18 protein-coding genes are annotated in these 24,384 nt (G+C 65.5%); 10 read left to right on the top strand and 8 right to left on the bottom strand.

Annotated features, from left to right (window positions below; all coding sequences use genetic code 11):
- Positions 1 to 43 precede the first annotated feature (43 nt).
- Entirely contained in the window at positions 44 to 1,633 is a 1,590-nt protein-coding gene (locus ACPYOD_RS02515) for an amidase family protein (RefSeq protein ID WP_481300153.1), read from the bottom strand.
- An 81-nt stretch (positions 1,634 to 1,714) separates the two neighbouring features.
- On the bottom strand, positions 1,715 to 3,301 hold the full coding sequence (locus ACPYOD_RS02510; RefSeq protein ID WP_481300152.1) for an amidase: 1,587 nt from the start codon (positions 3,299 to 3,301) through the stop codon (positions 1,715 to 1,717).
- A gap of 132 nt (positions 3,302 to 3,433) precedes the next feature.
- On the opposite strand from ACPYOD_RS02510, the gene ACPYOD_RS02505 reads away from it, so the two are divergent.
- Positions 3,434 to 4,138, top strand: a complete 705-nt coding sequence (locus tag ACPYOD_RS02505) for a c-type cytochrome (RefSeq protein WP_481300151.1) — start codon at positions 3,434 to 3,436, stop codon at positions 4,136 to 4,138.
- A 3-nt stretch (positions 4,139 to 4,141) separates the two neighbouring features.
- A complete protein-coding gene (locus ACPYOD_RS02500) occupies positions 4,142 to 5,362 on the top strand; it encodes a c-type cytochrome (protein ID WP_481300150.1) in 1,221 nt (406 codons plus the stop codon).
- Here the strand turns inward: ACPYOD_RS02500 and ACPYOD_RS02495 are convergent.
- Positions 5,338 to 5,871, bottom strand: a complete 534-nt coding sequence (locus tag ACPYOD_RS02495) for a mismatch-specific DNA-glycosylase (protein ID WP_481300149.1) — start codon at positions 5,869 to 5,871, stop codon at positions 5,338 to 5,340. The two genes, ACPYOD_RS02500 and ACPYOD_RS02495, sit on opposite strands and share 25 nt — an antisense overlap.
- A gap of 58 nt (positions 5,872 to 5,929) precedes the next feature.
- Between ACPYOD_RS02495 and ACPYOD_RS02490 the strand changes: the two genes are divergently transcribed.
- Entirely contained in the window at positions 5,930 to 7,048 is a 1,119-nt protein-coding gene (locus ACPYOD_RS02490) for a mechanosensitive ion channel family protein (RefSeq protein ID WP_481300148.1), read from the top strand.
- A gap of 92 nt (positions 7,049 to 7,140) precedes the next feature.
- On the top strand, positions 7,141 to 7,695 hold the full coding sequence (locus ACPYOD_RS02485; RefSeq protein WP_481300147.1) for a DUF1003 domain-containing protein: 555 nt from the start codon (positions 7,141 to 7,143) through the stop codon (positions 7,693 to 7,695).
- A 19-nt stretch (positions 7,696 to 7,714) separates the two neighbouring features.
- On the opposite strand, the gene ACPYOD_RS02480 is transcribed toward ACPYOD_RS02485, so the two are convergent.
- From ACPYOD_RS02480 to ACPYOD_RS02465, 4 genes are all read right to left on the bottom strand, one after another.
- Positions 7,715 to 9,355, bottom strand: coding sequence for an alpha/beta hydrolase (locus ACPYOD_RS02480; RefSeq protein ID WP_481300146.1), 1,641 nt, complete (start codon positions 9,353 to 9,355; stop codon positions 7,715 to 7,717).
- A 66-nt stretch (positions 9,356 to 9,421) separates the two neighbouring features.
- On the bottom strand, positions 9,422 to 11,041 hold the full coding sequence (locus ACPYOD_RS02475; RefSeq protein WP_481300145.1) for an alpha/beta fold hydrolase: 1,620 nt from the start codon (positions 11,039 to 11,041) through the stop codon (positions 9,422 to 9,424).
- Positions 11,042 to 11,183: 142 nt separating this feature from the next.
- On the bottom strand, positions 11,184 to 13,034 hold the full coding sequence (gene typA / locus ACPYOD_RS02470) for a translational GTPase TypA (RefSeq protein WP_481300144.1): 1,851 nt from the start codon (positions 13,032 to 13,034) through the stop codon (positions 11,184 to 11,186).
- A gap of 125 nt (positions 13,035 to 13,159) precedes the next feature.
- Entirely contained in the window at positions 13,160 to 15,349 is a 2,190-nt protein-coding gene (locus ACPYOD_RS02465; protein WP_481300143.1) for a pilin, read from the bottom strand.
- Between the two features lie 138 nt (positions 15,350 to 15,487).
- Here ACPYOD_RS02465 and ACPYOD_RS02460 point away from each other — a divergent pair, with 138 nt between their 5' ends.
- The 5 genes from ACPYOD_RS02460 to ACPYOD_RS02440 all read left to right on the top strand — a co-directional run bounded on the left by ACPYOD_RS02460 (position 15,488) and on the right by ACPYOD_RS02440 (position 21,371).
- Positions 15,488 to 17,239, top strand: a complete 1,752-nt coding sequence (locus ACPYOD_RS02460; RefSeq protein ID WP_481300142.1) for a 3-hydroxybutyrate oligomer hydrolase family protein — start codon at positions 15,488 to 15,490, stop codon at positions 17,237 to 17,239.
- Positions 17,240 to 17,362: 123 nt separating this feature from the next.
- Positions 17,363 to 17,869: a peptidylprolyl isomerase gene (locus tag ACPYOD_RS02455; protein WP_481300141.1), complete on the top strand. Its 507-nt coding sequence runs from the start codon at positions 17,363 to 17,365 to the stop codon at positions 17,867 to 17,869.
- Between the two features lie 212 nt (positions 17,870 to 18,081).
- On the top strand, positions 18,082 to 19,281 hold the full coding sequence (locus ACPYOD_RS02450; protein WP_481300140.1) for an aminotransferase class I/II-fold pyridoxal phosphate-dependent enzyme: 1,200 nt from the start codon (positions 18,082 to 18,084) through the stop codon (positions 19,279 to 19,281).
- Between the two features lie 36 nt (positions 19,282 to 19,317).
- Positions 19,318 to 20,301, top strand: coding sequence for a malate dehydrogenase (locus ACPYOD_RS02445; RefSeq protein WP_481300139.1), 984 nt, complete (start codon positions 19,318 to 19,320; stop codon positions 20,299 to 20,301).
- Positions 20,302 to 20,426: 125 nt separating this feature from the next.
- On the top strand, positions 20,427 to 21,371 hold the full coding sequence (locus tag ACPYOD_RS02440; RefSeq protein WP_481300138.1) for a cation diffusion facilitator family transporter: 945 nt from the start codon (positions 20,427 to 20,429) through the stop codon (positions 21,369 to 21,371).
- 92 nt (positions 21,372 to 21,463) lie between these two features.
- On the opposite strand, the gene gnd is transcribed toward ACPYOD_RS02440, so the two are convergent.
- Complete coding sequence (gnd, locus tag ACPYOD_RS02435) at positions 21,464 to 22,501, bottom strand: phosphogluconate dehydrogenase (NAD(+)-dependent, decarboxylating) (protein WP_481300216.1); 1,038 nt, start codon at positions 22,499 to 22,501, stop codon at positions 21,464 to 21,466.
- Between the two features lie 195 nt (positions 22,502 to 22,696).
- Between gnd and ACPYOD_RS02430 the strand changes: the two genes are divergently transcribed.
- Positions 22,697 to 24,384: M1 family metallopeptidase (locus ACPYOD_RS02430; protein ID WP_481300137.1), on the top strand; the 1,688-nt coding region annotated here is incomplete at its 3' end.

Genomic DNA, 24,384 nt, shown 5'->3' with positions numbered 1-24,384 from the left:
AAGCGCGCTCCTGCCGTTTCCAGGTTTAGCGAAGCAATGAATCCTAAAGCTCCCACGGGGCTTGACTGGCGCTATCGTTAAGAGGCAGCGACGGTACGAATTTCGGCCGGTTGAACGCTCCACGCCCGCTTTCGATCGCGCTCCCGATGGAAATGAGGTTGGGCTCACTCCACTTCGTTCCGAACAGGAAGACGCCGATAGGCACATCTTCGACAAGGCCGGTAGAGACGGTCATCACGGGATAACCTGCGACCGAAGGCATCACCATCGACGATTGCGTGGCTATCACAGCATCGAGATCGTGCTCCGCCAGCACGGCGTCGATGCCTTCCGGCCCGGCCTTCCTCGTTGCCCGAATGCGCCTCTCGAAATAGCTTGGATCGTCCACTGACAGAGCCCCCCGCGCCGCGAGAAAGACCTCCTGCCCGAAGTGCGCGAGCTCCCTTGTCGCCTCGCGCTCGTTGAACGCGATCAGGTCGTCCAGGGTCCGAAGTGGTTGCTCGATGCGCGTGGACAGGTAAGCCGCGATATCGTGCTTGAATTCGGCAAGAAGGACGGCCTCCTGGTCTTCGAGGAGCCCGTCCATGGACGGGATATCCACGTTCTCGATAATGGTGGCGCCTCGGTCTGCGAGGGCACGGGTGGCCTGTTGTATGGCGAGAACCGTAAGTACGTTTTCATCCGCGGGGAGCCGCAGCACACCTATCCGTTTACCGCGGACCAGGGCGGGATCCGCGAAACGCGTGTAGTTCGTCACATGCCGGTCGGCATTCGCGGTCAGCGGGTCCCCCGGATCGCTTCCTGCAATCACGTTCAATAACGCGGCTGCGTCCGCCACACTGCGTGCGATGGGTCCGGGCGAGTCCTGTGCGTACGAGACCGGCACGATACCAGCCCTGCTCACCAGCCCGACGGTTGGCTTGAGGCCCACCAGCCCCATGGCCTGGGCCGGGCCCACGATGGAACCATAGGTTTCCGTTCCGATGGCCACCGTGGCGAGCCCTGCGGCCACGCCGGCGGCCGAGCCTGAACTGGACCCCCTCGGAGACCAGTTGAGGACGAAAGGATTTTTCGTGAGTCCGCCACGCGCCGACCATCCATGCAGGGCCGAAGACCCCCGGAAGCCGGACCATTCCGAAAGGTTCGCCTTGCCGAGGATGATGGCGCCGGCCTCGCGAAGTTTCGCGACGATGGTGGCGTCCTTTCGCGATGGCTGATCGAATGCCAGTGAACCCGCAGTGGTTCGCATGCGACCGCCTGTCTCGACGTTGTCCTTGATGAGGACGGGAATGCCGGTCAACGCTTGCTGTAGTCCCGTCCGATAGGTGCTTCCGGCGACATGGGCAGCCGGAGCGGCATCGGGATTCGTTTCCAGGACCGCGCGGATGGCGGGACCGGTCTTGTCGATGGACTCGATGCGCTGTTGGAACAACAGGGTCATGTCCAGCGGCGTGAGTTCGCCCGTGGCGAAGGCCTGGCGAAGGCTTTCGATGGACCGATAGGCGTCGTCTGCCGTCGGGGTGCGGCGGGGCGATGGCTCTACGTTCTGCGCGGGCGCGGCGGTTGCGGTCAGCACCAACGCCAAGGCCAAGGTGGCGTTACGCCGGGCGCCGGATCCTGCAAGGAATTGCATTTGGGTATCTCCTGTGGAAGCGCCGGTGGAATTCACCGGTACCCCCACAGTGCCGCGCGCCGGCCGGGTCTTGGAGCGGCGTCAGCGGACGGGTAACGTCGGCAGGTACTCAGGCCGGCGAAAGGCTTTCGTCTTCTGCTCCACGCCATACGCGATGGCAATGAGCGTCGGCTCGCTCCACTTCGCGCCGAAGAACACCACGCCGATCGGCAGTTCGTGCGCGAATTCCACGGGCAAGGTGATCGACGGATAGCCCGCGATGGCCGCCGGCGCGGAAACCCCGCCAACGGTCGGATCGCCACTCACCACATGGTCGCCAAGCACCAGGTCGTTGACGAACGCCGGGCCCCAGCTCGGTGCGAGCAACGCGTCCAGCTTGTCTTTCCTGAGCGCGGCGTCGATACCTTCCGGGCCCGCAAGCCGCTTGTTCTTGTCGCGCATCTCGATGTATTTCGGGTCGTCCAGCTCGCCCTTGGCCTGCGCGGCGAGGAACAGTTCCTGTCCGAACCACGGCATTTCCCTGGCTGCCTCGCGCGTGTTGAACGCGATGAGGTCGGAGAGCGTCTTCATCGGCTGGTCGGGGCGCGTGGCGAGGTATGCGCCGATGTCGTGCTTGAATTCATAGAGGAGCACGTCGATCTCGTGTTCGCTCAATTCCTTCAGGTGCGGGAGCTCCACATTGTCGACCACGGTCGCACCCTGTGCCCTGAGCAGCGCGATGGTGTGTTCGAGCGCGCGATCCGCATTCGGCTCGATGCCGGCCAACGCACGCACCACGCCGATGCGCTTGCCGCGCAGTGCGTTCGGGTCGAGGAATTTCGTGTAATCGGTGGCGTGCTTGTCCGCCTCGGCAGTGGCGGGGTCGCGGGTATCGGAGCCGGCGATGGCACTCAGCACCGCCGCCGCGTCCACGACACTGCGCGCCATCGGCCCGGCGGTGTCCTGGCTATGCGAGATGGGCACGATGCCCGTGCGGCTGACCAGGCCCACCGTAGGCTTGATGCCGACGAGGCCGGTCATCGATGCAGGGCAGATGATCGAGCCGTCCGTCTCGCTGCCGATGGCCGCCGTGGCCAGGCCGGCGGCAATCGCGGCGCCGGAGCCCGCGCTTGAACCGCAGGCGTTGCGATCGAGCACGTATGGATTCACGGTGAGGCCGCCGCGCCCCGTCCAGCCACTGGTGGCGTGGTTGGAGCGCATGTTCGCCCACTCGCTGAGGTTGGTCTTGCCGAGGATGATCGCCCCCGCTTTCCGCAGCCGGGCGGCCACCTCCGAATCGCGCGGCGCCGGCTTCATCGCGAGGGCAAGCGAGCCGGCGCTGGTCATCATGCGGTCGCCGGTGTCGATGTTGTCTTTCAGCAGGATGGGAATGCCGGCGAGCGAACCCTTGCTTCCCGCCTTGCGCGCGATCTGCAGCGCATCGGGGTTCGTTTCCAGCACGGCGTTCACCCGGGGGCCGGCCTTGTCGATTTTCGCGATCCGGTCGAGGAAGAGGCGTGTCAGGCCTTCCGGCGTAAGTGCACCCGAGGCATAAGCGGCCTGCACGGTGGCGATGGAGGCGAAAGCGTCGTCCTCTCCCGCGTCACGGGCCCGGGCCGCGGAAGCCATGTGCAACGACAGCCCCACGACGGCGGCGAGGGCCAAAGGCCTGGTCCAGTGATGCTGCATCGTTATCCCCCTGCGATTGGACGAAGCGTCGCACCTATCTTAACCGGATGCCTCGGGGCATATACTGGCCCAAAGCCATGCCCGCACCGTAGCCATTCGCGGGCCCGCCAACGTTACGCCAGGGAGTGCCACATGCGTCGTCTCCTTCGCCGGCTGCTCGTCGCGGCCGTCGTGTTCTGTGCCGTTCCGGCACCGGTCGCCGATGCGCGGACCGTGCCCGATACCCTGGCCCAGCGCATCGCCGCCTGCACCAGCTGTCATGGCGAGCATGGCGAAGGCGGGGACAACGGCTTCAATCCACGCCTGGCCGGCAAGCCCGCCGGCTACCTGCACCGGCAGATGCAGGACTTCCAGCGTGGACTCCGTCATTACGAGATCATGGAATACATGGTCGCCCCGCTTACCGATGCTTACATGCGGGAGATCGCCGAGTACTTCGCGGCGCAGGACGTGCCCTATGCGCAGCATCCCGTGCCTCCTACCACTCCCGCCGCGATGGCTCGTGGCGAAGAACTCGCGACACGCGGCGACCCCGCCCGTGGCGTGCCCGCGTGCATGGCTTGCCATGGTCCCAACTTGACGGGAGTGCAGCCCGACATTCCGGGCCTCGTCGGATTGCCCTACGACTACATCAGCGCGCAGATCGGTGCGTGGCGCACGGATACGCGCAGCACGGTGGCACCGGACTGCATGGCTACGATCGCGGGCCGCCTGAGCGATGCCGACATCAGCGCCGTGGCCGCGTGGCTGGCCCAGCGTCCGGTGCCTGTCGACGCGCATGCGGAACCGGCGGGCAGCGTCAAGCCGCCGCTCCATTGCGGCGTTCTGGGAGGCTGAGCCATGAAGATATACAGCCGTCTGTTCACCTGCTTCGCGCTGATGTTCGCCGCCACCGCAGCATGCGCCACCGCCGACGTGCAGCGAGGTCAGTACCTGGCCACGCTGGGCGATTGTGCCGCCTGCCATACATCGCGCAACGGGAAACCGTTCGCGGGCGGCGTCGTCGTACCCACGCCGTTCGGTGCGATACCCTCGCCGAACCTCACGCCGGATCGCGAGACGGGCCTCGGCGACTGGACCCCCGACGATTTCTATCGCGCCATGCATTCCGGCATCGCCCACGATGGCACGTCGCTCTATCCGGCCTTTCCGTTCACTTCGTACACCAAGGTGACGCGTGCGGACACGGACGCCATCTTCGCGTACCTGCGCAGCCTTCCGGCGGTGAAAAGCGCTGAGACGCCCAACACGCTGCGTTGGCCGTATCGCGTGCGCTCCCTCATGGGCGCGTGGCGAACTCTCTATTTCGACGACGGCGAATACACGCCCGATCCGAAGCGATCGGCGGCGTGGAACCGCGGGGCTTACCTCGTGGAAGGGCTGGGCCACTGCAACGAGTGCCACGCACGCCGCAACAGTTTCGGCGCCATGGTGACGGAGCCCTTCCTCGCGGGCGGCGTCGTGCCCGTGCAGAACTGGTACGCGCCCGATCTCTCGATGGGACCGCATGGCGGCCTCGCCGGATGGACCGAGGCCGACGTGATCGCCCTGCTGAAAACCGGCCATTCGGCAAAGGGAACGGCCGCGGGACCGATGGCCGAGGTGGTGATGCGCAGCACCCAGCATCTCGACGACGGCGATCTGGCGGCCATGGCGACCTACCTGAAGTCCTTGCCGGACCGCGGTCCGCAACAGCAGCGCGAGTCGGCGGTCGGCGCACGTGAGTTGGCGCTGCAGGGCCAGAAGGTCTACGCGCAGCAGTGCGCCACCTGCCATGCGGACGACGGACGCGGGAAGGGCGAGGCGTATCCGGCGTTGGCCGGCAATGGCACGGTCACGGAGCCCACCGGCATCAATGCCATTCGCATCGTGTTGTCAGGCGGCTTCGCTCCCGCCACCAACGACAATCCTCGCCCGTACTCGATGCCGCCCTTCACGCAGAAACTGACCGACCAGGACGTGGCGGCCGTGGTGACCTATATCCGGCAGGCCTGGTCGAACAAGGCAACCGCGGTATCTCCCGCCGACGTTCGCGCCTATCGCTCCACACCGGGAGGCTGAGCCGTCACGAAGTCCGCCAGGGATTGCCATGCGCGCAGGTCCCACGATCTTCGCGCCTGGCCGGAAGGCGAGGGAAGCACGAAAGCGCGCGCGCCGCCGAACCGCTTTTCCTGCAGGCCATAGGCGATGCCTTTACCCAGAGCGGCCGTGCCGCCGTGCTTGCTGGTAAACGCGACGACATCGGGAGCGAAGTGTTCGATCTTGTCGCGCAATGCGGCGACGTCGAATGCGTCGATGGGCAGTTCGGCGTCGTTGCCGTAATGGAACTTCGACAGGTCCGTGAGGCCGATGCCGAAACCCGGTAGCAACGGGTACTCGGCCGGCGCGAGTTGCCGCGGTGTCAGTCCCACCGCAAACAATGTGCGCCAGAACATGTTGCCTGGGTGGGCGTAATACGCCCCTTCGCGCGCCGAGCGTGTCCCGGCCGCCGTACCGCAGAACACCACTCGCAGCCCGTGTTGCAGCATGTCGGGAAGGATGAAGCGTTCAGTGGTCAGGTGTGTCGCCATACAAGAATTTTACAGTACCGACAAAACGTGGACATCCGCACCTTTAGGCTAGGGTTCCATGAACTTTCCCGACTGGATGCTGGACTTCGCGCATCCGTGGACGCGCTTTGCGCTGATCGTCGTGGTCGCGCTGGCTGCCGCGGGTATCTTCCGGAGGCTGACGCAGGTGCTGCTGCGTCGCTTTGCCCTCCGTCATCCCATGGGCGCCTCGATCGTCGCGCGGGCGAACGCCCCGTTGGAGGCGATCCTTCCCCTGGCGATGCTGCTCCTCGCATTCCGCGCCGCGCCCGACGAGCCCGCGCGCCTGGTCGACGGACTCGAGCATGTGCTCGCCGTCGCCCTGATCGCTGTCTGCACGTGGTTCGCTGTGCGCTGCGTGGGCGCCCTCGAAGCCACCGTGTCGCGCTTCAACCCCATCGATCTCGCGGACAACCTGCGCGCGCGGCGCCTGCAGACGCAGGTGCGCGTTCTTAGCCGCACGGCGATGGTGGTTGCGGTGGTGCTCGGTATCGGCGTGGCCTTGATGACATTTCCTGCAGTGCGCCAATTCGGGGCTAGCCTTCTCGCGTCCGCCGGCCTTGCCGGTCTCGCCGTCGGCCTCGCCGCCAAACCCGTGCTCGGAAACCTCATCGCCGGCATCCAGATCGCGCTCACGCAGCCCATTCGCATCGACGACGTGGTGATCGTGGAAGGTGAATGGGGCAAGGTGGAGGAAATCACCAGCACGTACGTCGTCGTGCGCATATGGGACGAACGGCGGATGATCGTGCCGCTGCAATATTTCATCGAGAACCCGTTCCAGAACTGGACCCGCACCAGTTCGCAGATCCTCGGCTCGGTCATGTTGTGGTTCGACTACGGGCTGCCGCTCGATCCACTGCGCGCGGAACTGGAGCGGCTCTGCAAGGCCGCGCCGGAGTGGGACGGGCGTGTGTGTGTGCTTCAGGTGGTCGATAGCAACGAGAGGGCAATGCAGTTGCGCGCCCTGGTAAGCTCGGCCGATTCCGGCAAGTCGTGGGACCTGCGCTGCAAGGTGCGCGAAGGCCTTATCGCCTTCGTCCGGCGCGAGTGTCCTCACTACCTCCCGCGATTCCGCGGGGAAATGGAGAGCGAATTGCGCACGGCCGACGCGGCCGCGCCGCCTTTCGCAAGCCGAACCGCTTCGTCCCGCCGCTGAATCTTTCGTTCTTCGTGACAAGGGCCCACAAGGCCGACGAAAGCGGATCGTGGTAGCGTGCGCGGCATCCCACCTTCCCTGGAGAATCTGCCGTGAAAACCAGCGACCAACGCACGGACCAAGCGGCGCGCCAGTGGTTCGCCAAGGGCATCGACGAGCTGGGCCACGCCGAACGGCGAGTCCTGGAAAAGCTGGCCCAACGCAAGATCGTGTCGGAAGACGTCAATGCCGAGTTCCATTCGGACCTGACCTTCGGCCAGCGACTGGCGGATAACGTGTCGCGCTTCGGCGGTTCGTGGACCTTCATCCTCCTGTTCGCGGCCTTGCTCCTGTTGTGGACCGGGCTGAACTCGTACGTGCTGCACAGGCCGTTCGATCCGTATCCTTACATCTTCCTAAACCTGCTTCTTTCGATGCTCGCGGCTGTGCAGGCACCGGTGATCATGATGAGCCAGAACCGGCAGGCTGCCATGGATCGCCTCGATGCCGCGAACGACTACAAGGTGAACCTGAAGGCCGAGATCGAAATCACTGCCTTGCAGGAGCAGCTCGACTTCATCTGCAATGAGCAGTTGGTGGCGATTCTGGCGAGGCAACAGGAACAGATCGATATGTTGGTGAAGCTGGTGGCGGACAAGCAGCGATGATGTCCGAGGCGTGAACCATTCAACTCTTGCTTAGTATCGTCCTCAGGCGTGTTCGAATGCTTTCATTCCCGGACCGGTCGCCCGGCACGCTTCGCTCACTGCGATTCGCTTCTGTCGGTGGATCGACATCGCAGGTCGAGAAACGCTTCCGGGGAAGCGTGCCTTCGAGCAGGTAACGGGCGACAACCCGATCGATACAGCTATTAACGGACATTCCGGATAGGCCGTGTTCCGTCGCTGCGCGCGCGACCACCATATAGGCCCTCGGCGTAGCAATGAATGCCTTCCTTGCCAACGCCAGTGGCGTAGTCGCATCGAACTCCGCCTGTACCATCAACAGCGGCGTTGCACCTGCCAGTGCCTCCAAAGAGGCGCGCCGCGCTGCCGGCGCAGGCAGGTTACGGCAAAGCAGGCCAAGCGTGACGTTCATGGATGGCGAAGCCGGATATAAGGCCGCATGGCTGAGAGCCGCTGACCTTATGTAACCCAGGTGCCGGTGCCACGGCGTGTCGCCGCAAGTGGTGCCCATATAGGTAGCGCTCCCTGTTCGGGTCTGCCGCCTGAGCATGCCAGCCAGGTGTTCCGCGGCCGTACGGATGTCAGCGTCGAGATCCTCTGCGGTGCTGAAGGTGTGGTTCTTGATGAGTGCCTCAAGTCGCGTTCGAGTCATGGAATCGTCGGCACGGATCCATTCCGACATGACCAGTGCAGCCACGAGCGACTCGGGAGTACCGATTGCGCCGGCCCAGTCGTAAATCGTCTGCTCTGGCATCTGCCTGAATCGTTCGAGGATGGCCTCCGCATCGCTGCCAAGGCCATAGCGCTCGTCGGATGCCGCCGGGTGTAGCACCAGCCGATGGAAAAGGACTTGTTGTTCCCATTTTTCGTCATGCAATTGATCCTCGATGGTCGCGGCGTAATTCATCGACGAATCGAGCACCATTCGGCCGGCGAATTGCGGGAAAGTCGCGGCATAGGCGGCGCCCACCCACGCGCCGTACGAGTATCCAAGGAAGTGCAGGGCGGGTTCGCCGAGGGCTCGCCGCGCCTGCTCCATGTCACCCACATGGTTCTGGGTTCCGATAAATGGCATCAGCCAATGCTGGCAGCCGTCGATGGCGTTCTTGTGGCTTTCCACAGTGCGCATCCACTGCTCGTCATTTTCGGCATCTGAGACAGGATCGGACGTGGCGGATTCATGGCACGGAACCTGTGTGCCGCCTGGCAAGCCCCGTGGAATAACGCCCACGAAGTCATAACGGTCCGTCAGCCGTCCCATCTCGTCGACGGAGGCGCCGGTGCTGCGCATCGAGGCCTGGTATACCAACATCGGCACTCCTTCGAGTGGGCTTTCGCCAGGACCGCCGAAGTTGACGAAAACAGTGCCCTGCCGTTCGCGCGGATTTCCCGCCTTTACCCGCACGAGCCCCACAACGATGGACGGCGAATGCGTCGCCAGTCCAGGCGCCGCGTTATTGGCCGGCGAGATCATCGATCCGCACTCCAGTCGATCGCCAAGGAATGCCTCCACGGCATCGGGGATCGTTTCGCAGCGGCGCCACGTTATGGTTGAAGCCGCATCGGTCGACGCTGCGGCGTTCGTTAGCGCGTAGATAGTCAGGCACGCGGCGATGAGCCGGCGGAAGGGGTGGCATTTCAAGTGGTGCGCTTCCTTGCTGGGAATGAACCGGCGGAGCCGTCCGCGATGTTTTTCGATGGCGGGACATCAACTCCGCCGGAGAATCTCCCTGAGACGACGGCGTTCCTCTTCCTTGTCCGGAGGACCAACGTCTTTCGCCCTGGGGGTTACAGACCCCGTGCGGATCACCTGCCTGTCCGGCAACTCGCCCTGCAGCAGATAACTGGCGGCAATGTAATCTGTGGAGGGCGACTCGGAAACGCCGAAGAGGCCATGGCCGTAGGCGCCTCCCACGACAACCATGAATGCGCCTGGTGAAGCCGCGAATGCTTTGTCTACAGACCTCGCGGAAGTGACAGGATCGTATTCGGCCTGGAGGATCAGGATCGGCGGGTGCCTGCGCCGTTGCGCGAGCGCCGGTGGCTGCCCTGACGACCATTCAGCGTGGGGCGGCCAAAGGCTGCAGATCAAGCCCGTGAAGATATGGTGGGTCGCGGCAGGGTGGAGTGCCGTATGGCTCACGCTGGCCGCGCGCAGCCGGTCGGTACCGCTTGCCCATGGCGAGTCGCCACATAGTGTCCGGTAGTAGACGAACCGATTGATGCCAGCCGGTGGGCCAAAAGGTGTTGCCGAAATAGACGGGGCCAGGCGCAGCGCCGCCGCACGAACGGCCAGGTTCAGCGACCAGTCCTGGTCGAACCGGTGCTTGCGGATCAGGTTGACCAATTTTTCGGAATCGATGGAGGCGTCTTCGGCGACCCATGGGGCCATCGCCAGAACCGCCAGCAGGTCCTCGCGCGTGTCGATGAGAGAGCCCCATGCTTTCCTGGCACGTGGTGGCATTTCCTGAAGTCGGGCCAGGACGTTGCTGGCCTCAGCAGCACCGGTCGAACCCGGCAACAGTACGCGTCGGGCAAAGAGGGCCTGAAAGTTTCCGGGCTCTTCGTCCAGGTGTTCCTGCAGCGTCGCTGTCCAGTTCACAGGAGAATCGAGCACGACACGTCCCGTGCTTTCGGGATAAGCCGCCGCATAGGCGATGCCAGCCCACGCGCCGTAGGAGTAGCCGACGAAATCCAGTTTCCTCTCTCCGAGCGCTACGCGGGCGCGCTCCATGTCCTCGACGTGTTGCCGAAGGCCCATCTGCTCGACTATCCGGTTTCCGTTGCATCTGCGGGCGGCCGCCTCCGCGGCGCGCACTACGTTTGCCCAGTCGGGTTCGTCAAGATCCAGGATCGACGTATGCGGTTCCTCTATCGAGTCGCATGGCGACGCGGACAGTCCCCGTGGAACAACGGCGACAAGATCGAATTGCAGGGCAAGCGTCGTCAGCCTCGACGTCGTGTTGTCTTCCAGTACATAGGCCAGATTAGGGAGGATCCGCCGCGGATCCCTGCCGGGGCCTCCGAAGTGGAAGAAAATGGTTCCTTTCGGATGCAGCTTCAGCCGTTTCGGCCTCGTTGCCTTCACCCGCACCATGTCGATACCGATGTATCCCTGTGTGTGGTCATCGTCAGCGACCGGCGACCACATGACGCCGCATTCGAGCCGCTCCTTCAGGACGGCGATCCATTTTTCGTCTACCTCGAACGTGCTGCAGGCACGCCACGCGAGGGGCGCCCGAACGGTCGAGAAGGCCACATGCGAGTGCAAAAGACCCAGCAGGACCGACAGGAATACGGCAAGTTGAAGACGACGAGTGCGTTGCATGGGCAGTTCCTCGGGGAACGCGCCACGCTAACGTCTTCGGTAAGGTAAGAAAGTCGGCCTAACATCATCCTGCGAGTAGGCCGGCGGCGAAAAAAAGGCCCGGCATGAGCCGGGCCTCTTCGTATGTGCAACGGGCGTTGGATCAACCCTGGCCGCGCGAGGCCTTCTTGCGGTCGGCTTCCGTCAGGTGCTTCTTGCGCATGCGGATTTCCTTCGGCGTGACTTCGACCAGCTCGTCGTCGTCGATGAAGTCCAGTGCCTGCTCCAGCGTGAACTTGGTCGCCGGGGTCAGCTGGATCGCGTCGTCCTTACCGGAGGCGCGCATGTTGGTGAGCGGCTTCGGCTTGATGGCGTTGACGGTGAGGTCGTTGTCCTTGGCGTGAATGCCGATCAGCTGGCCCTCGTACACCGAGTCGCCTTCGGCGGCGAACAGCTTGCCGCGCTCCTGCAGCGGCCCGAGCGAGTAGGCCGGGGTGGTGCCGCCTGCGTTGGCGATCATCACGCCGTTCTGGCGCTTGGCGATCGGTGCCGGCGTGTACGGGCCGTAGTGCTTGAACACGTGGAACAGCAGGCCCGAACCCTGGGTCAGAGTCTTGAACTGGTTCTGGAAGCCGATCAGGCCGCGCGCCGGGATTTCGTACTCGAGGCGGACGCGACCGTTACCATCGGACACCATGTTCTTGAGTTCGCCCTTGCGGATGCCCAGGCGCTCCATGACGCCGCCCTGGTGGACTTCCTCGACGTCGATCACGAGCTCTTCGATCGGCTCCATCTTCTGGCCGTCGATTTCCTTGATGATGACTTCCGGACGCGACACGGCCAGCTCGTAACCTTCGCGACGCATGTTCTCGATCAGCACCGAGAGGTGAAGTTCGCCACGGCCCGAGACCAGGAACTTGTCGGCGTCGGAACCGTCTTCGACGCGAAGCGCCACGTTGTGGACCTTCTCGCGATCGAGGCGCTCGCGCAGCTGGCGGCTGGTGAGGAACTTGCCGCCCGAGAGATCCTTGTTGCCGACGAACGGCGAATTGTTGACCTGGAAGGTCATGCTGATCATCGGTTCGTCGACGCTCAGCGGCGGCAGCGCTTCCGGGACTTCCAGGGCGGTGACGGTGTCGGAAATGGTCAGGTCCGGGATACCGGAAATGGCGACGATGTCGCCCGCTTCGGCGGAATCCTGCTCGATGCGCTCGAGGCCGAGGAAGCCGAGCACCTGCACGACCTTGCCCTGGCGCTTCTTGCCTTCACGATCGATCACGGCGACCGGCATGCCCTTCTTCAGGGTGCCGCGCTGGATGCGGCCGATGCCGATGACACCGACGAAATTGTTGTAGTCGAGCTGGCTGATGCGCATCTGGAACGCGCCGTTCGGATCGACGTCGGGCTTCGGGGCGTGCTGCATGATCGCTTCGTAGAGCGGGGTCATGTCGCCTTCGCGGGCGTTCTCGTCGAGCGAGGCATAGCCGTTCAGCGCCGAGGCGTAGACGATCGGGAAGTCCATCTGCTCGTCGGTGGCGCCGAGCTTGGCGAAGAGGTCCCACACCTGTTCGACGACCCACTCAGGACGCGCGCCCGGGCGATCGACCTTGTTGACGACGACGATCGGCTTGAAGCCCATCGCGAACGCCTTCTGCGTGACGAAGCGCGTCTGCGGCATCGGGCCGTCCATCGCGTCGACCAGGATGAGCACGGTGTCGACCATCGACAGCACGCGCTCGACCTCGCCGCCGAAGTCGGCATGTCCCGGGGTGTCGACGATGTTGATGCGATTCTTGACACCCTTCTTCTTGTCTTCCCACGTAATGGCCGTGTTCTTGGCAAGAATGGTGATGCCGCGTTCCTTTTCCTGGTCGTTCGAATCCATCACGCGCTCGGCAAGCACGGTGCGCTCGTTGAGCGTGCCGGACTGCTTGAGGAGCTGATCGACGAGGGTGGTCTTGCCGTGGTCGACGTGAGCCACGATGGCGATATTGCGCAGGTTTTCGATCGACATGCGTCATGCGCCGGCCTTCAGCCGGTGCACCTCTTTGGTGTGGGAAGCCGCCAATTATAAAGGAAATTGGCGACGTCCGCATGACGGGCCGGGGCAGGGCCGGCCCGCGCCCCGGCCCGCCGGGCCTACGGCTCCAGGGGCTCGTCGCGGCAGCTCGCCGGCAGGTACTTCTCGTCGATGCCCTCGCCCGAGCAGCCCCAGGCAATGGAATGGCCCTGCACGCGCGGGGTCAGCACGAGGGTGCCCCCATCCAGCCAGGCATCGGCCTTGTGCGGCGGCGTCGCGTCGAGGGTGACCACGATCTCGCCGCCCGGACCGACCTGCACCGAGCCGGCGACGTCGTTGCCGAGGCTGGCGGGGTCGCCCAGCCCGGCGGCGGCGTTGCTCGCGGGGAACTTGCCTGTGCCCTGGCGCTTCCCGGCGACGGCGGTCTTGGCCGCGTCGGCGGCGGCCAGGGCCGTGGCGACCTGGCTGCGCAGCTTATAGCTCTGGTACTGCGGCACGGCGATGGCGGCAACGATGGCGGCGCCGGCGACCGCGCCCATGCCGCCTACCTCGCCCACGAGCTCCACCGGGCTCTGTTCGTAGGTGAAGGAGACGCCCAGCGTATCCGGGTCCACTTCGAACGCGGCGCCGATCACCCCTTTTTCCGGAAGATGCAACGTGTGCGCCGAAGGCAGGGTGCTGATGTCGACGTCGGTGCCGGCCGCATTGCCGAGGATCTGGAGGATCTGGATGTACGAGTAGTAGGCCTCACGCTGTGCGTCGCGGGTGGTGGCGGTGAAGCCGACGAGCGTACGCGTGCCGGGGTAAGCGCGGGCCTTGAACCAGTCGGCCAGCGAGGTGTCCGGCTTACCGGCGGCCCGGTCGGCCAGGGCTTGCGGCACCTTGGCCATCACGACCCAGTCGCCGTCCTCGGCCCAGTACGAACGGCCGCCGAGACGCGATATGAAGGTCGCCAGCGGTTTGAACGACTCCGGCGTGTTCGGGGGAAGATCGGCGGACCCAGGGCCCGGCATCGACAACCAATGTACTTCGGTGCCGTCGACCTTCACCACGCCGGTTTTCCAGCCCTTCGCCGCCATGCTCTCGATGCGTGCATACCAGTCCTTGCGGTCGGGCGTATGCAGCGCGTAGAACAAGCCGGCATCGTCGGAGAACACCACCATTTCCGGGCCAAACCAGCGGAACCAGTCAGCCGGGCTGGCGCCGAAGCGCTCCTGCATCTTTTGCACGCCGGCGCGATATTTCTGCGCGGCTTCCGGTCCGAAATCGAGGTTGAGGTTGCCCTCGAACGTGCTGTAGGTCTTCGCGTCGGGAAGCGACAAGGTCAGTGCCCATCGCGGTTCGCCCACGCTCTTCAGCGTCGGCGAGAAAGCGGAGGGCGCCAGGTACTGCAGGACGCGTGCCCCGGGCGCGTGGGCGATCACACGGAACTGCGCCCGGCCGTCCACCGTGCCGCCGCCGAAGGCGATGGCATCGGTCTTGGAGGCGAGGTCCGCCGGGAGCTTGCCGAACGGAGCATCGCCGGCCTGCGCGGCGGCGATGCCACCCATGCCGCGCACGCTCACCCAGCCGAACAGGCCTTCGCCGGAGGTGTCGATGCGCGGCTCCAGGGCCGTCAGGGTCGCGGGTGCCGCGGTGGCAGCGGATTTGGAGAACGAGGCGACGATCTCATCCAGCGTCGCCGTGTCGCTCGGCGCTTGCGCCGCCTGCGTGATCCAGAGCCGGCGCTCGGTGGCGACATAGCGAACGGCACCGCCGCTGGCGAGCCGGCCGTTGCCCTGCGCGTCGAGCGGCGCGGCGAGTAGCGGAGTCGACGTGTCGAGGCTGGCGATACGGGCGTTGAATGCGTCGACGGACGGATAATCGAACACCGCCGTGAGCACGAGCCGCGAGGTGGGCGCGGGGATGCCGAGCGGATCCACCAGCGCGATCTCCAGCGGCGAGCGCAGGTCGTTCAGCAGGAGGTTCACCACTCCCGCGATCTTCAGGTCCGCGAGCGCCTTGTCGCTCGCCATGCCGGCGCGGATGCGCGCGATGGCATCCAGATGGGCCTTCGACGACAACGCCGCATCGAGGGGACGGCCGTTCGGTACGCCGCCCAGCACGGCCCATGGCGAGGGAATGCGCATGTACGCGACGGTCTGCGCGGGCAGGTGCTGGCGCATCCAGGCGGGTGCGGCGATCGCTGTCTGCGCGGCCGCGACGGCCTGCGGATCGGCCGCCGCGGCTTCGTCGTTCTTGTGGCAGGCGGCGAGACCGAGGGCAGCGACGAGCGCGGCGGATATCAGGGTGGTGCGACGGGCAGTCATTGCTCTTTTTTCCCCTATCGATTCATCCGGCTCCTGCCGGGTCGCGGGAGGATAGCAGTGGCATCGGGTCCGGAAGAACGGCGCCAAGACGCTGCCGGCCGGATGTGTTACCAAACCTTCCCGATCGAAGGAGTCCCCATGTCCGAGCCCGATCACTTCGGCACGCTTCGCATCACCACGCACCGCGACGGCGAGGACCTGCTCAGCGCCGGACTTGGCCTGCGCGGTTTGGCGGGGGCACCTGCTCCGTTCGCGCGGCCGGCGGCACCGACACCCGCCGAACTGCGCCGTCGCGCCATCCAGAGCTGCTGGAAAGGCATTGCGGATCTCGGCCCGCTCGGCGGGTTCGGCACGCTCTACGGCCGCGTGTCCGATGTGCCAGGGCGGGAGTTCACCGCCTTCGCCACGTTGCCGGGGGCGCACGCTCCGCATCGCGTGCTGGTCCAGGTACCGGACGAGTTCGACCGGGCCAAGCGCTGCCTGGTCGTCACCGCATCGCCTGGAACACGTGGCGTCTATGGCTCGATCGCCGTCGCCGGCGCCTGGGGGTTGCCGCGTGGCTGCGCCGTGGCGTACACGGACAAGGGCGCCGGGAGCGGTTATTTCGACGCCATGGACGGCACGGGGGTGGCGCTGGACGGTACGCGCGCGAAAGCGGGCGATGCGCCGCTCGAGTTCGAGCCATCGAACGCCACGGCCGACGCGGGCATCGCCGTGAAGCACGCGCATTCCGAAGACAACCCCGAGGCCGACTGGGGGCGGCATGTGCTGCAGGCGGCGCGCTTCGGTCTCGCTATGCTCGACCGTGCGTTTCCGGAGGAAGCCCCGTTCACGCCAGCCAATACGAGGATCGTCGCCACCGGCCTGTCCAATGGCGGCGCCGCGGTGCTTCGTGCGGCCGGCGAGGACTCCGACGGGATCCTTGCCGCCGTCGTGGCCCTGGCACCGAACATCCACGTGCCGGGCCATCGCCCGTTCTATGACTACGCCACCGAAGCGGCGATCCTCCTGCCCGCCGCGCTGGCGGCGCCGCTGTTCGACGGCGTGCCTTTCGCCCGTGTCGCGGGCGCGCAGCCGCCGGCGTGGGCGTTGCGTGCGGCGTCGCTGCGCGCGCACGGACGCCTTTCCGGCGCACTGCCGACAGCCCAGGCGGAGGAGGCACTCGCAGCGCTGCGCGCGTCGGGATGGCGCGACGAGGCGTTGGCGGTGGGAGCATCGTCGACCTCCCTGGACCTGTGGCGCACGGTGACCGTGGCCTATGCCTCCGCCTATCTGCGGCGCCCGCTGGACCACATGCCTTGCGGCTATTCGTATCGGCCCCAGCACACCGGAGGCATGGCTGACCCGGTGGACGCCATCGTCCGCGCGGCCTGGTGGGCGGACGGCTCCGGATCGCCGCCCGGCGCCGGGATCGCGCTCGCGGGAGGCACCGATCTCTCGATGGACCCGACCCTGCCGGGCAACCTGTGCCTGCGGGATCTGTGGACGGGGCAGGGCGACGATGCGCGGCGCTTGCGCGAAGCAGTGGAGGCCACGGCCGCGGCCTTGCCGCGAGAGGGCCTGCCGGTCCTCGTGGTGCACGGGGCCCAGGACGGCCTGATTCCGGTCGCGTTCTCCTCGGAGCCGTACGTTGCATGGCTGCGTGCGGCCGGCCGCTCGCCCGTGTACTGGAAGGTGCCCTATGCGCAGCACTTCGATGCCTTCCTGTCGTTCCCGGATTTCGGCGATCGCCATGCGCCATTGCTTCCCTATGGCTATGCGGCCCTCGATCGGGCCTGGGCACACATCACGGAGGGCAGGGCCCTGCCGGAGGACGCGGTGGTTCGCGACACACGGCCACGCGGGCCGGGCGCGCTTACTGCCGCGGCGCTGGCGTTGCCGGGCTCCTGAACCGTCATCACGCTTTCTTGCTTGAAGTCCTGTGACGAGGACGCCATCTTCGGTAGCCTTGCAACCCCCCGGGCGGGCGCGACGACGTGCCCGCCTGCATTTCAACGAGTTACAGGAACCGCGATGACCATCAACGTCACCATGAAGACGAACAAGGGCGACATTCACCTGCGCCTGCACGACGAAAAGGCCCCGATGACGGTGGCCAACTTCGTGAACCTGGCCAAGCGCGGCTATTACGACGGCCTGTCGTTCCATCGCGTGATCGCGGACTTCATGATCCAGGGCGGTTGCCCCGAGGGTTCCGGCCGTGGCGGCCCGGGCTACAAGTTCGGCGACGAATTCGACGCCAGCCTGAAGCACGACAAGCCGGGCGTCCTGTCCATGGCCAACGCCGGCCCGGGCACGAACGGTTCGCAGTTCTTCATCACCCATGGCCCCACCCCGTGGCTGGACGGCAAGCACAGCGTGTTCGGTGAGATCCTCGGCGCGGAAGACCAGAAGGTGGTCAACGCCATCCGCCAGGACGACACCATCGAGAAGGTGGAGGTCTCCGGCGACGTGGACGCGCTGCTGGCGGCTCAGGCCGACAACGTGGCGAAGTGGAACACGGTGCTCGACGCGCGCTGATCCCCTCACTGTGGGAGCAGCTATCCGGCTTCCACGAGGCATGGGTGCTTTATGTGGGAGCCGCTTCAGCGGCGATGGTGCGTGCGGCAAGCTGGCCCGCTGCCGCGGGATCGCCGGCGTAGCCGGCTCCCACAGGTCGCATGAGTTCGCAGCCTGCGGCGGCGGGGCCGTGTTAAAATAGCGGCCTTTGCCCCATCCCCGTCGAGGAAACGATGCCGCAGCTCGCCAAGCGTATCGGTCGCGCCAAGCCCAGCGCGATCATGGTCATCGCCGAGAAGGCCAAGCGCCTGAAGGCGGAAGGCCGCGACATTGTCAGCTTCTCGATCGGCGTACCGAATTTCCTCCCCGGCGACCACGTTTATGCCGCGGCGCGCGAGGCCCTGGCGAAGGACTCCGGGCAGTACGGTAGTAACCGCGGCCCGGACGCCCTCATCGACGCCTTCCTGGCGCATATCGAGGCCCTGGGCCTCACCGGCTATACCCGCAAGCATGTCTCGACGGGCGTCGGCGCGAAGCAGGTGTTGTACAACCTGGCCGAGGCGCTCCTCGACGAAGGCGACGAAATCGCCTTCCCCGCACCGTATTGGACCAGCTACCTCGACATCGCCGAGATCGTCGGGGCGAAGATCAACATCCTGCCGTGCCCGCCGGAGCAGCATTACAAGCTCACCCCGGCGCAGCTCGACGCGGCCCTGGCGCGCAAGCCACGCGTGTTCCTGTTCAACAATCCTTCCAATCCCACCGGCATGGTCTACACGCGCGAGGAAATTTCCGCGCTGGCCGACGTGATCGCGAAGTACCCGGACACCTGGGTCATCACCGACGACATCTACAACACGATGGTGTTCGACGGTGTGGGCTACCACAACTTCGTGCACGCCCGCCCGGAACTGAAGGACCGCGTGATCTTCGTCGATTCCCTGTCGAAGACCTACGGCATGCCGGGCTGGCGCGTGGGCTTCATCGCCGCGCCGGAAGCCGTGGCGCTCGCCGTCACCACGCTCAATTCCAACCACATCACCAGCCTGCCCGAAGTCGTGACCGCCGCGGCATTGGCTGCGCTGTCCGGCCCGCAGGACGTCCCGCTCGCGAAGCGCGACGAGTTCGCCGTGAAGCGCGACCGCGTATACAACGCGCTGGTGTCCATCCCCGGCGTGGTCTGCCCGCGTCCGCAGGGCGCCTTCTATGCGTTCCCCGATATCTCCGTGGCCTTCGGCAAGAAGCACAACGGCGTGGCCATCGACTCCGACGTCGACTTCTGCGCCGTGCTGCTCGAAGCCAAGGGCGTGGCCTGCGTGCCCGGCTCCGCCTTCGGCGAGCCCCGCGCTCTGCGCATTTCCTATTCCTGCTCCGACGAGGCGCTCGACAAGGGCATGGCCCGTATCGTCGAGTTCTTCGCCGAGCTCACCTGATCGTCAGTCCCCAGCGGTATTCCAAGGAGTCGAAAGATGAAAGCACCCGTTCGCGTTGCCGTCACCGGCGCAGCCGGCCAGATCGGTTATGCCCTCCTGTTCCGTATCGCCGCCGGCGACATGCTCGGTCCCGACCAGCCGGTGATCCTGCACCTGCTCGAGATCACCCCGGCGCTGCCGGCGTTGCAGGGCGTGGTCATGGAACTCAACGACTGTGCGTTCCCCACCCTGGCCGGCGTGGTCGCCACCGATGACGTGAACGTCGCCTTCAAGGACGTCGACTATGCGCTGCTCGTTGGCGCGCGTCCGCGCGGTCCGGGCATGGAGCGCAAGGACCTGCTCGAGGCCAACGGCGCCATCTTCGGTCCGCAGGGTAAGGCCCTGAACGACCACGCCAAGCGCGACGTGCGCGTGCTGGTGGTCGGCAACCCGGCGAACACCAATGCGCTCATCGCCCAGCAGAACGCTCCGGACCTCGATCCGAAGTGCTTCACCGCGATGGTCCGCCTCGATCACAACCGCGCGCTGTCGCAGTTGGCGGAGAAGACCGGCGCGCACACCACCGAGATCAAGAAGGTCACCATCTGGGGCAACCACAGCTCCACCCAGTACCCGGATCTCCACGAGACCACCGTGAAGGGCAAGGCGGCGCTGGATCAGGTCGACCAGTCCTGGTACGCCGACACCTTCATTCCCACCGTGCAGCAGCGCGGCGCGGCCATCATCAAGGCCCGCGGTGCCTCGTCGGCCGCTTCGGCCGCCTCGGCCGCCATCGACCACATGCGCGACTGGGCGCTGGGCACGGCCGAGGGCGACTGGACCTCGATGGGCATCCCCTCCGACGGTTCCTACGGCATCGAGCCGGGCGTGATCTTCGGCTACCCGGTGACGGTGAAGAACGGCAAGTACGCCATCGTGCAGGGCCTCAAGATCAACGAGTTCTCGCAGGCCCGCATCGATGCGACCAACAAGGAACTGCGCGAGGAACGCGCGGGCGTGGAGCACCTGTTCGCGAAGTGATCGCGGCAGGATCCTGCAAATGAAAAGGCCGCGCTGCAAGGCGCGGCCTTTTCTTTTCGTGCCTGCTCGTATTGACCTGCTCGTATTGACCTGCCCGTTACATGTGCCCGGAGAGGATGCGATCCATGGCCCACAGCCCCAAGCTAGTCGTCTACGCCGCCCTCGCCGCGAATGTGGGTATCGCGGTGGCGAAGTTCGTGGCCGCGGCCATTACCGGCAGTTCGGCGATGCTCTCCGAGGGCGTGCACTCGCTCGTGGACAGCGTCAACGAGGTGCTGCTCCTGTACGGCCTGCGCCGCTCGCAGATACCGCCGAACCGGCAGAACCCGTTGGGCTACGGGCGGGAACTGTACTTCTGGAGCTTCATCGTCGCGTTGCTGGTGTTGGCGCTCGGTGCCGGCTTCTCCCTCTATGAAGGGGTGAACCACATCCTTGCGCCGGAACCGCTGCACGATCCGACCATGAACTACGTGGTGCTCGGGGTGGGCGTGCTGTTCGAGGGAGCCTCATGGTGGCTGTCGCTGAAGAGCGTGCAGCGCAAGAAGGGGCGCCTCGGCTACTTCGAGGCCTTCCGCACCACGAAGGACCCGACCACATTCTCGGTGCTGTTCGAAGACAGCGCGGCGCTGCTCGGATTGGCGATCGCCGGTGCGGGCATCTATCTGTCGCACGCGCTGGGCGATCCGCGCATCGACGGCTGGGCGTCGATAGGCATCGCCGTGGTGCTCGCGCTGGCGTCCGCGCTGCTGGCGCGCGAAAGCAAAGCCCTGCTCATCGGCGAACCCGCGCACCCGAACCTTCTCGCGAAGGTCTGCGGCATCGCCGGCAAGGTGCGCGGCGTGGAAGCGGTGAACGGGGTGCTCACTATGCAGTTGGGGCCGGACCACGTGCTGGTCGCCGTCTCGGCCGCTTTCGACGACCACCTGACCACGGTGCAGATCGAAGAAGTGGTACGCATCATCGAGGCGCGTACCAAGGAAGCCGGACTGCCCATCGTGGCGTTGTTCATCAAGCCCCAAACGCCGGAACGCTGGCGCGACCGGCTGCGCGAACTCGACGGAGACAGCTGATCCGTGTAGGAGCCGCTGTAGCGGCGAGGAGAATCTCGCGACAGTTCGCCAGCTTGCCTCGCCGCTATAGCGGCTCCTACGCGGGCGCAGGATCAGGAGTGCTCGCCTTCCTTCGGCGGCTTGCCGCGGCCTTCGATATGTCCGCCGAAGCCCATGCGCATCGCGGAGAGCAGGCGCTCGGCGTACGTGTGGTCCTGGCGCGAGCGGAATCGGGCGAAGAGGGCGGAGGTGAGTACCTCGGCCGGTACGGCCTGTTCGATGGCGGCGTTGACCGTCCAGCGGCCTTCGCCGGAGTCGTCGACGTAACCCGAGTAATTGTCGAGTTCCGGACCCTTCGCCAGTGCGCTGGCGGTGAGATCGAGCAGCCACGAGGACACCACGCTGCCGCGGCGCCAGACTTCGGCGATGTCGGCCATGTCCAGCTCATAGCGTTCGCGTTCCGGCAGGTGCGCGGCGTTGCGGTTCTTCAGGATGTCGAAGCCTTCCGCGAACGACTGCATCATGCCGTACTCGATGCCGTTGTGGATCATCTTCACGAAGTGGCCCGCGCCCGCCGGACCGGCGTGCATGTAGCCATTCTCCACCCGCGGATCGCGGCCTTCGCGGCCCTCGGTGCGCGGAATGTCGCCGGAGCCCGGAGCCAGGGTCTTGAAGATCGGGTCGAGGTAGTCGACCGTCGGCTTGTCGCCGCCGATCATCATGCAGTAGCCACGCTCCAGGCCCCACACGCCGCCGGAAGTGCCCACGTCGACATAGTGCTGGCCTTTCGCGGCGAGCGTTTCGGCCCGGCGGGCGTCGTCCTTGTAGAACGTGTTGCCACCGTCGATGACGATGTCGTCCTTGCCGAGCAGGTCGCTGAGCTTCGCAATCGTGGTCTCGGTGATCTCACCGGCCGGAAGCATGACCCATACCACGCGCGGGGTGGGCAGCGCCTGCACCAGGGCCTCAAGCGAGTCGACCGCCTGGCCGCCGTCCTTTGCCAGCGCTTCGCGGGCCGCGGGGTTGTTGTCGTAGACCACGGTCTGATGACCGTCCCTCATCAAGCGGCGAGCGATATTGCCGCCCATGCGGCCCAGTCCGATCAAACCGATTTTCATGCGTGGGGTCCTCGATGTATGAACGTGGGGAATATGCGGATACCCAGGCCATATGCAAGGTATACGTTGGGATGCAGTCCGCCTAATAGTGCGTTCTGGCGCGCGCGAAGTCGACCTTTGGCACACCGATGTCACTCGGGCGAGCGGACCCGGGACCTGACTTCCGGCATGGTGGAGTCGGGATTCGATTGCCGGTTACGCTGAGGGGTCGTCCCCTGAGAACAGCCGATGAAAAACCTCGCCCGTGTTTGTCTGGCCGCGGTCGCCCTCGCCGGCACCTGCGCCGCCATGGCCGCCAGCTTCGATCCGCGCGAGACGTTCGCGCCATTCTCGTACCCCCAGCCCGTAAACGCGTATCGTTCCGGCAGCGGGATGCCCGGACCGATGTTCTGGCAGAACCGTGCGGACTACACGTTGGCCGCCACGCTCGATCCGGCGAGGAATACGTTGAGCGGCACGGCCACCATCCGTTACACGAACAACAGCCCCGACGCGCTGGACGTGCTCTGGCTGCAACTGGACGAGAACCGTTTCACTGCCGATGCGCGCGGCAACTTCACCTCGGACAAGACGGAGAAGAGGCACACCGACGGCTACCGCATCGCTTCGGTAACGGTCGACGGCCACAAGGCCGACTACGTGGTGAGCGACACACGGATGCAGGTGCGCCTGCCCGAGCCGCTGGCGGGGAAGGGCGGCAAGATCTCACTGACGATCGTCTATTCTTACGACTTGCCGGGCGACTTCGGCGGCCGTACGGGTTTCGCGCCTTCGAAGAACGGCAACATCTACGAGATGGCGCAGTGGTATCCGCGCATGTGCGTGTACGACGACCTGCGCGGCTGGGACACCGCCCCGTATCTCAACAGCGAGTTCTACCTCGAATACGGCGATTTCGACTATGCCGTTACCGTCCCGTCCGACATGATCGTCGCCGGTTCCGGTGAACTGGTGAACCCCGAGGACGTGCTGACGGCCACGCAACGCGAGCGCCTGGCGAAGGCGAGGCAGAGCGACAGGACGGTGATGATCCGCACCGCGGCCGAGGTCACCGATCCGGGCAGCCGCCCCAAACAGGGCGGCACGCTCACCTGGAAGTTCCGCATGAAGAACACGCGCGACGTCGCCTTCGGCGCGTCCACCGCCTACGTGTGGGACGCCGCGCGCATCAATCTGCCCGAGGGCAAGACGGCGCTCGCGATGTCGGTCTATCCGGTGGAGAGCGTCGGGCAGGACCGCTGGGGCCGTTCGACCGAATACCTGAAGGCTGCCGTGGAGCACTTCTCCACGAAGTGGTATCCGTACCCGTATCCTGTGGCCATCAACGAAGCGGGCACGGCGGCAAGCGGCATGGAATACCCGGGGATCGTCTTCGATCCCATGCAGGCGCCGGCGAAACCGCTGCACATGGTCACCGCGCACGAGATCGGCCATACCTGGTTCCCGATGATCGTCGGCAGCGACGAGCGCCGCAATGCATGGATGGACGAGGGCTTCAACACCTTCATCGACGTGTATGAAGCCGATGCCTTCAACCATGGCGAGTTCGCGCCCAAGCGCGACGGCGAATACGCGCCGAAGGGCGGCAATCCGGTCGATGAGATCCTTCCGCTCCTGGCCGACCGCGACGCACCCCCGCTGCTGATGGGCGCGGACATGGTCAAGGAGAAATACCGCCATCCCGCCACGTACTTCAAGGCCGCACTGGGCCTCGTACTGCTGCGCGAGCAGATCGTCGGACCGGAGCGTTTCGACCCCGCGTTCCGCAAATACATCGCCACCTGGGCCTTCAGGCATCCCTCGCCGTCGGACTTCTTCCGCCTGATGGAAAGCGAGTCTGGCGAGGACCTGTCCTGGTTCTGGCGCGGCTGGTTCGAGCACAACTGGCAGCTGGACATGGCCGTAGAGAAGGTGAA

This window comes from Luteibacter sp. HAY1-4A (genome assembly GCF_056755355.1).
Note: the sequence above shows the minus strand (reverse complement) of the source record. Positions and strands in the feature narration are given on the sequence as shown.

Coding starts and splice junctions, on each gene's coding strand:
- ACPYOD_RS02515 (WP_481300153.1), bottom strand. CDS start 1,633: ATGCAATTCCTTGCAGGATCCGGCGCCCGGCGTAACGCCACCTTGGCC.
- ACPYOD_RS02510 (WP_481300152.1), bottom strand. CDS start 3,301: ATGCAGCATCACTGGACCAGGCCTTTGGCCCTCGCCGCCGTCGTGGGG.
- ACPYOD_RS02505 (WP_481300151.1), top strand. CDS start 3,434: ATGCGTCGTCTCCTTCGCCGGCTGCTCGTCGCGGCCGTCGTGTTCTGT.
- ACPYOD_RS02500 (WP_481300150.1), top strand. CDS start 4,142: ATGAAGATATACAGCCGTCTGTTCACCTGCTTCGCGCTGATGTTCGCC.
- ACPYOD_RS02495 (WP_481300149.1), bottom strand. CDS start 5,871: ATGGCGACACACCTGACCACTGAACGCTTCATCCTTCCCGACATGCTG.
- ACPYOD_RS02490 (WP_481300148.1), top strand. CDS start 5,930: ATGAACTTTCCCGACTGGATGCTGGACTTCGCGCATCCGTGGACGCGC.
- ACPYOD_RS02475 (WP_481300145.1), bottom strand. CDS start 11,041: ATGCAACGCACTCGTCGTCTTCAACTTGCCGTATTCCTGTCGGTCCTG.
- typA (WP_481300144.1), bottom strand. CDS start 13,034: ATGTCGATCGAAAACCTGCGCAATATCGCCATCGTGGCTCACGTCGAC.
- ACPYOD_RS02465 (WP_481300143.1), bottom strand. CDS start 15,349: ATGACTGCCCGTCGCACCACCCTGATATCCGCCGCGCTCGTCGCTGCC.
- ACPYOD_RS02460 (WP_481300142.1), top strand. CDS start 15,488: ATGTCCGAGCCCGATCACTTCGGCACGCTTCGCATCACCACGCACCGC.
- ACPYOD_RS02455 (WP_481300141.1), top strand. CDS start 17,363: ATGACCATCAACGTCACCATGAAGACGAACAAGGGCGACATTCACCTG.
- ACPYOD_RS02450 (WP_481300140.1), top strand. CDS start 18,082: ATGCCGCAGCTCGCCAAGCGTATCGGTCGCGCCAAGCCCAGCGCGATC.
- ACPYOD_RS02445 (WP_481300139.1), top strand. CDS start 19,318: ATGAAAGCACCCGTTCGCGTTGCCGTCACCGGCGCAGCCGGCCAGATC.
- ACPYOD_RS02440 (WP_481300138.1), top strand. CDS start 20,427: ATGGCCCACAGCCCCAAGCTAGTCGTCTACGCCGCCCTCGCCGCGAAT.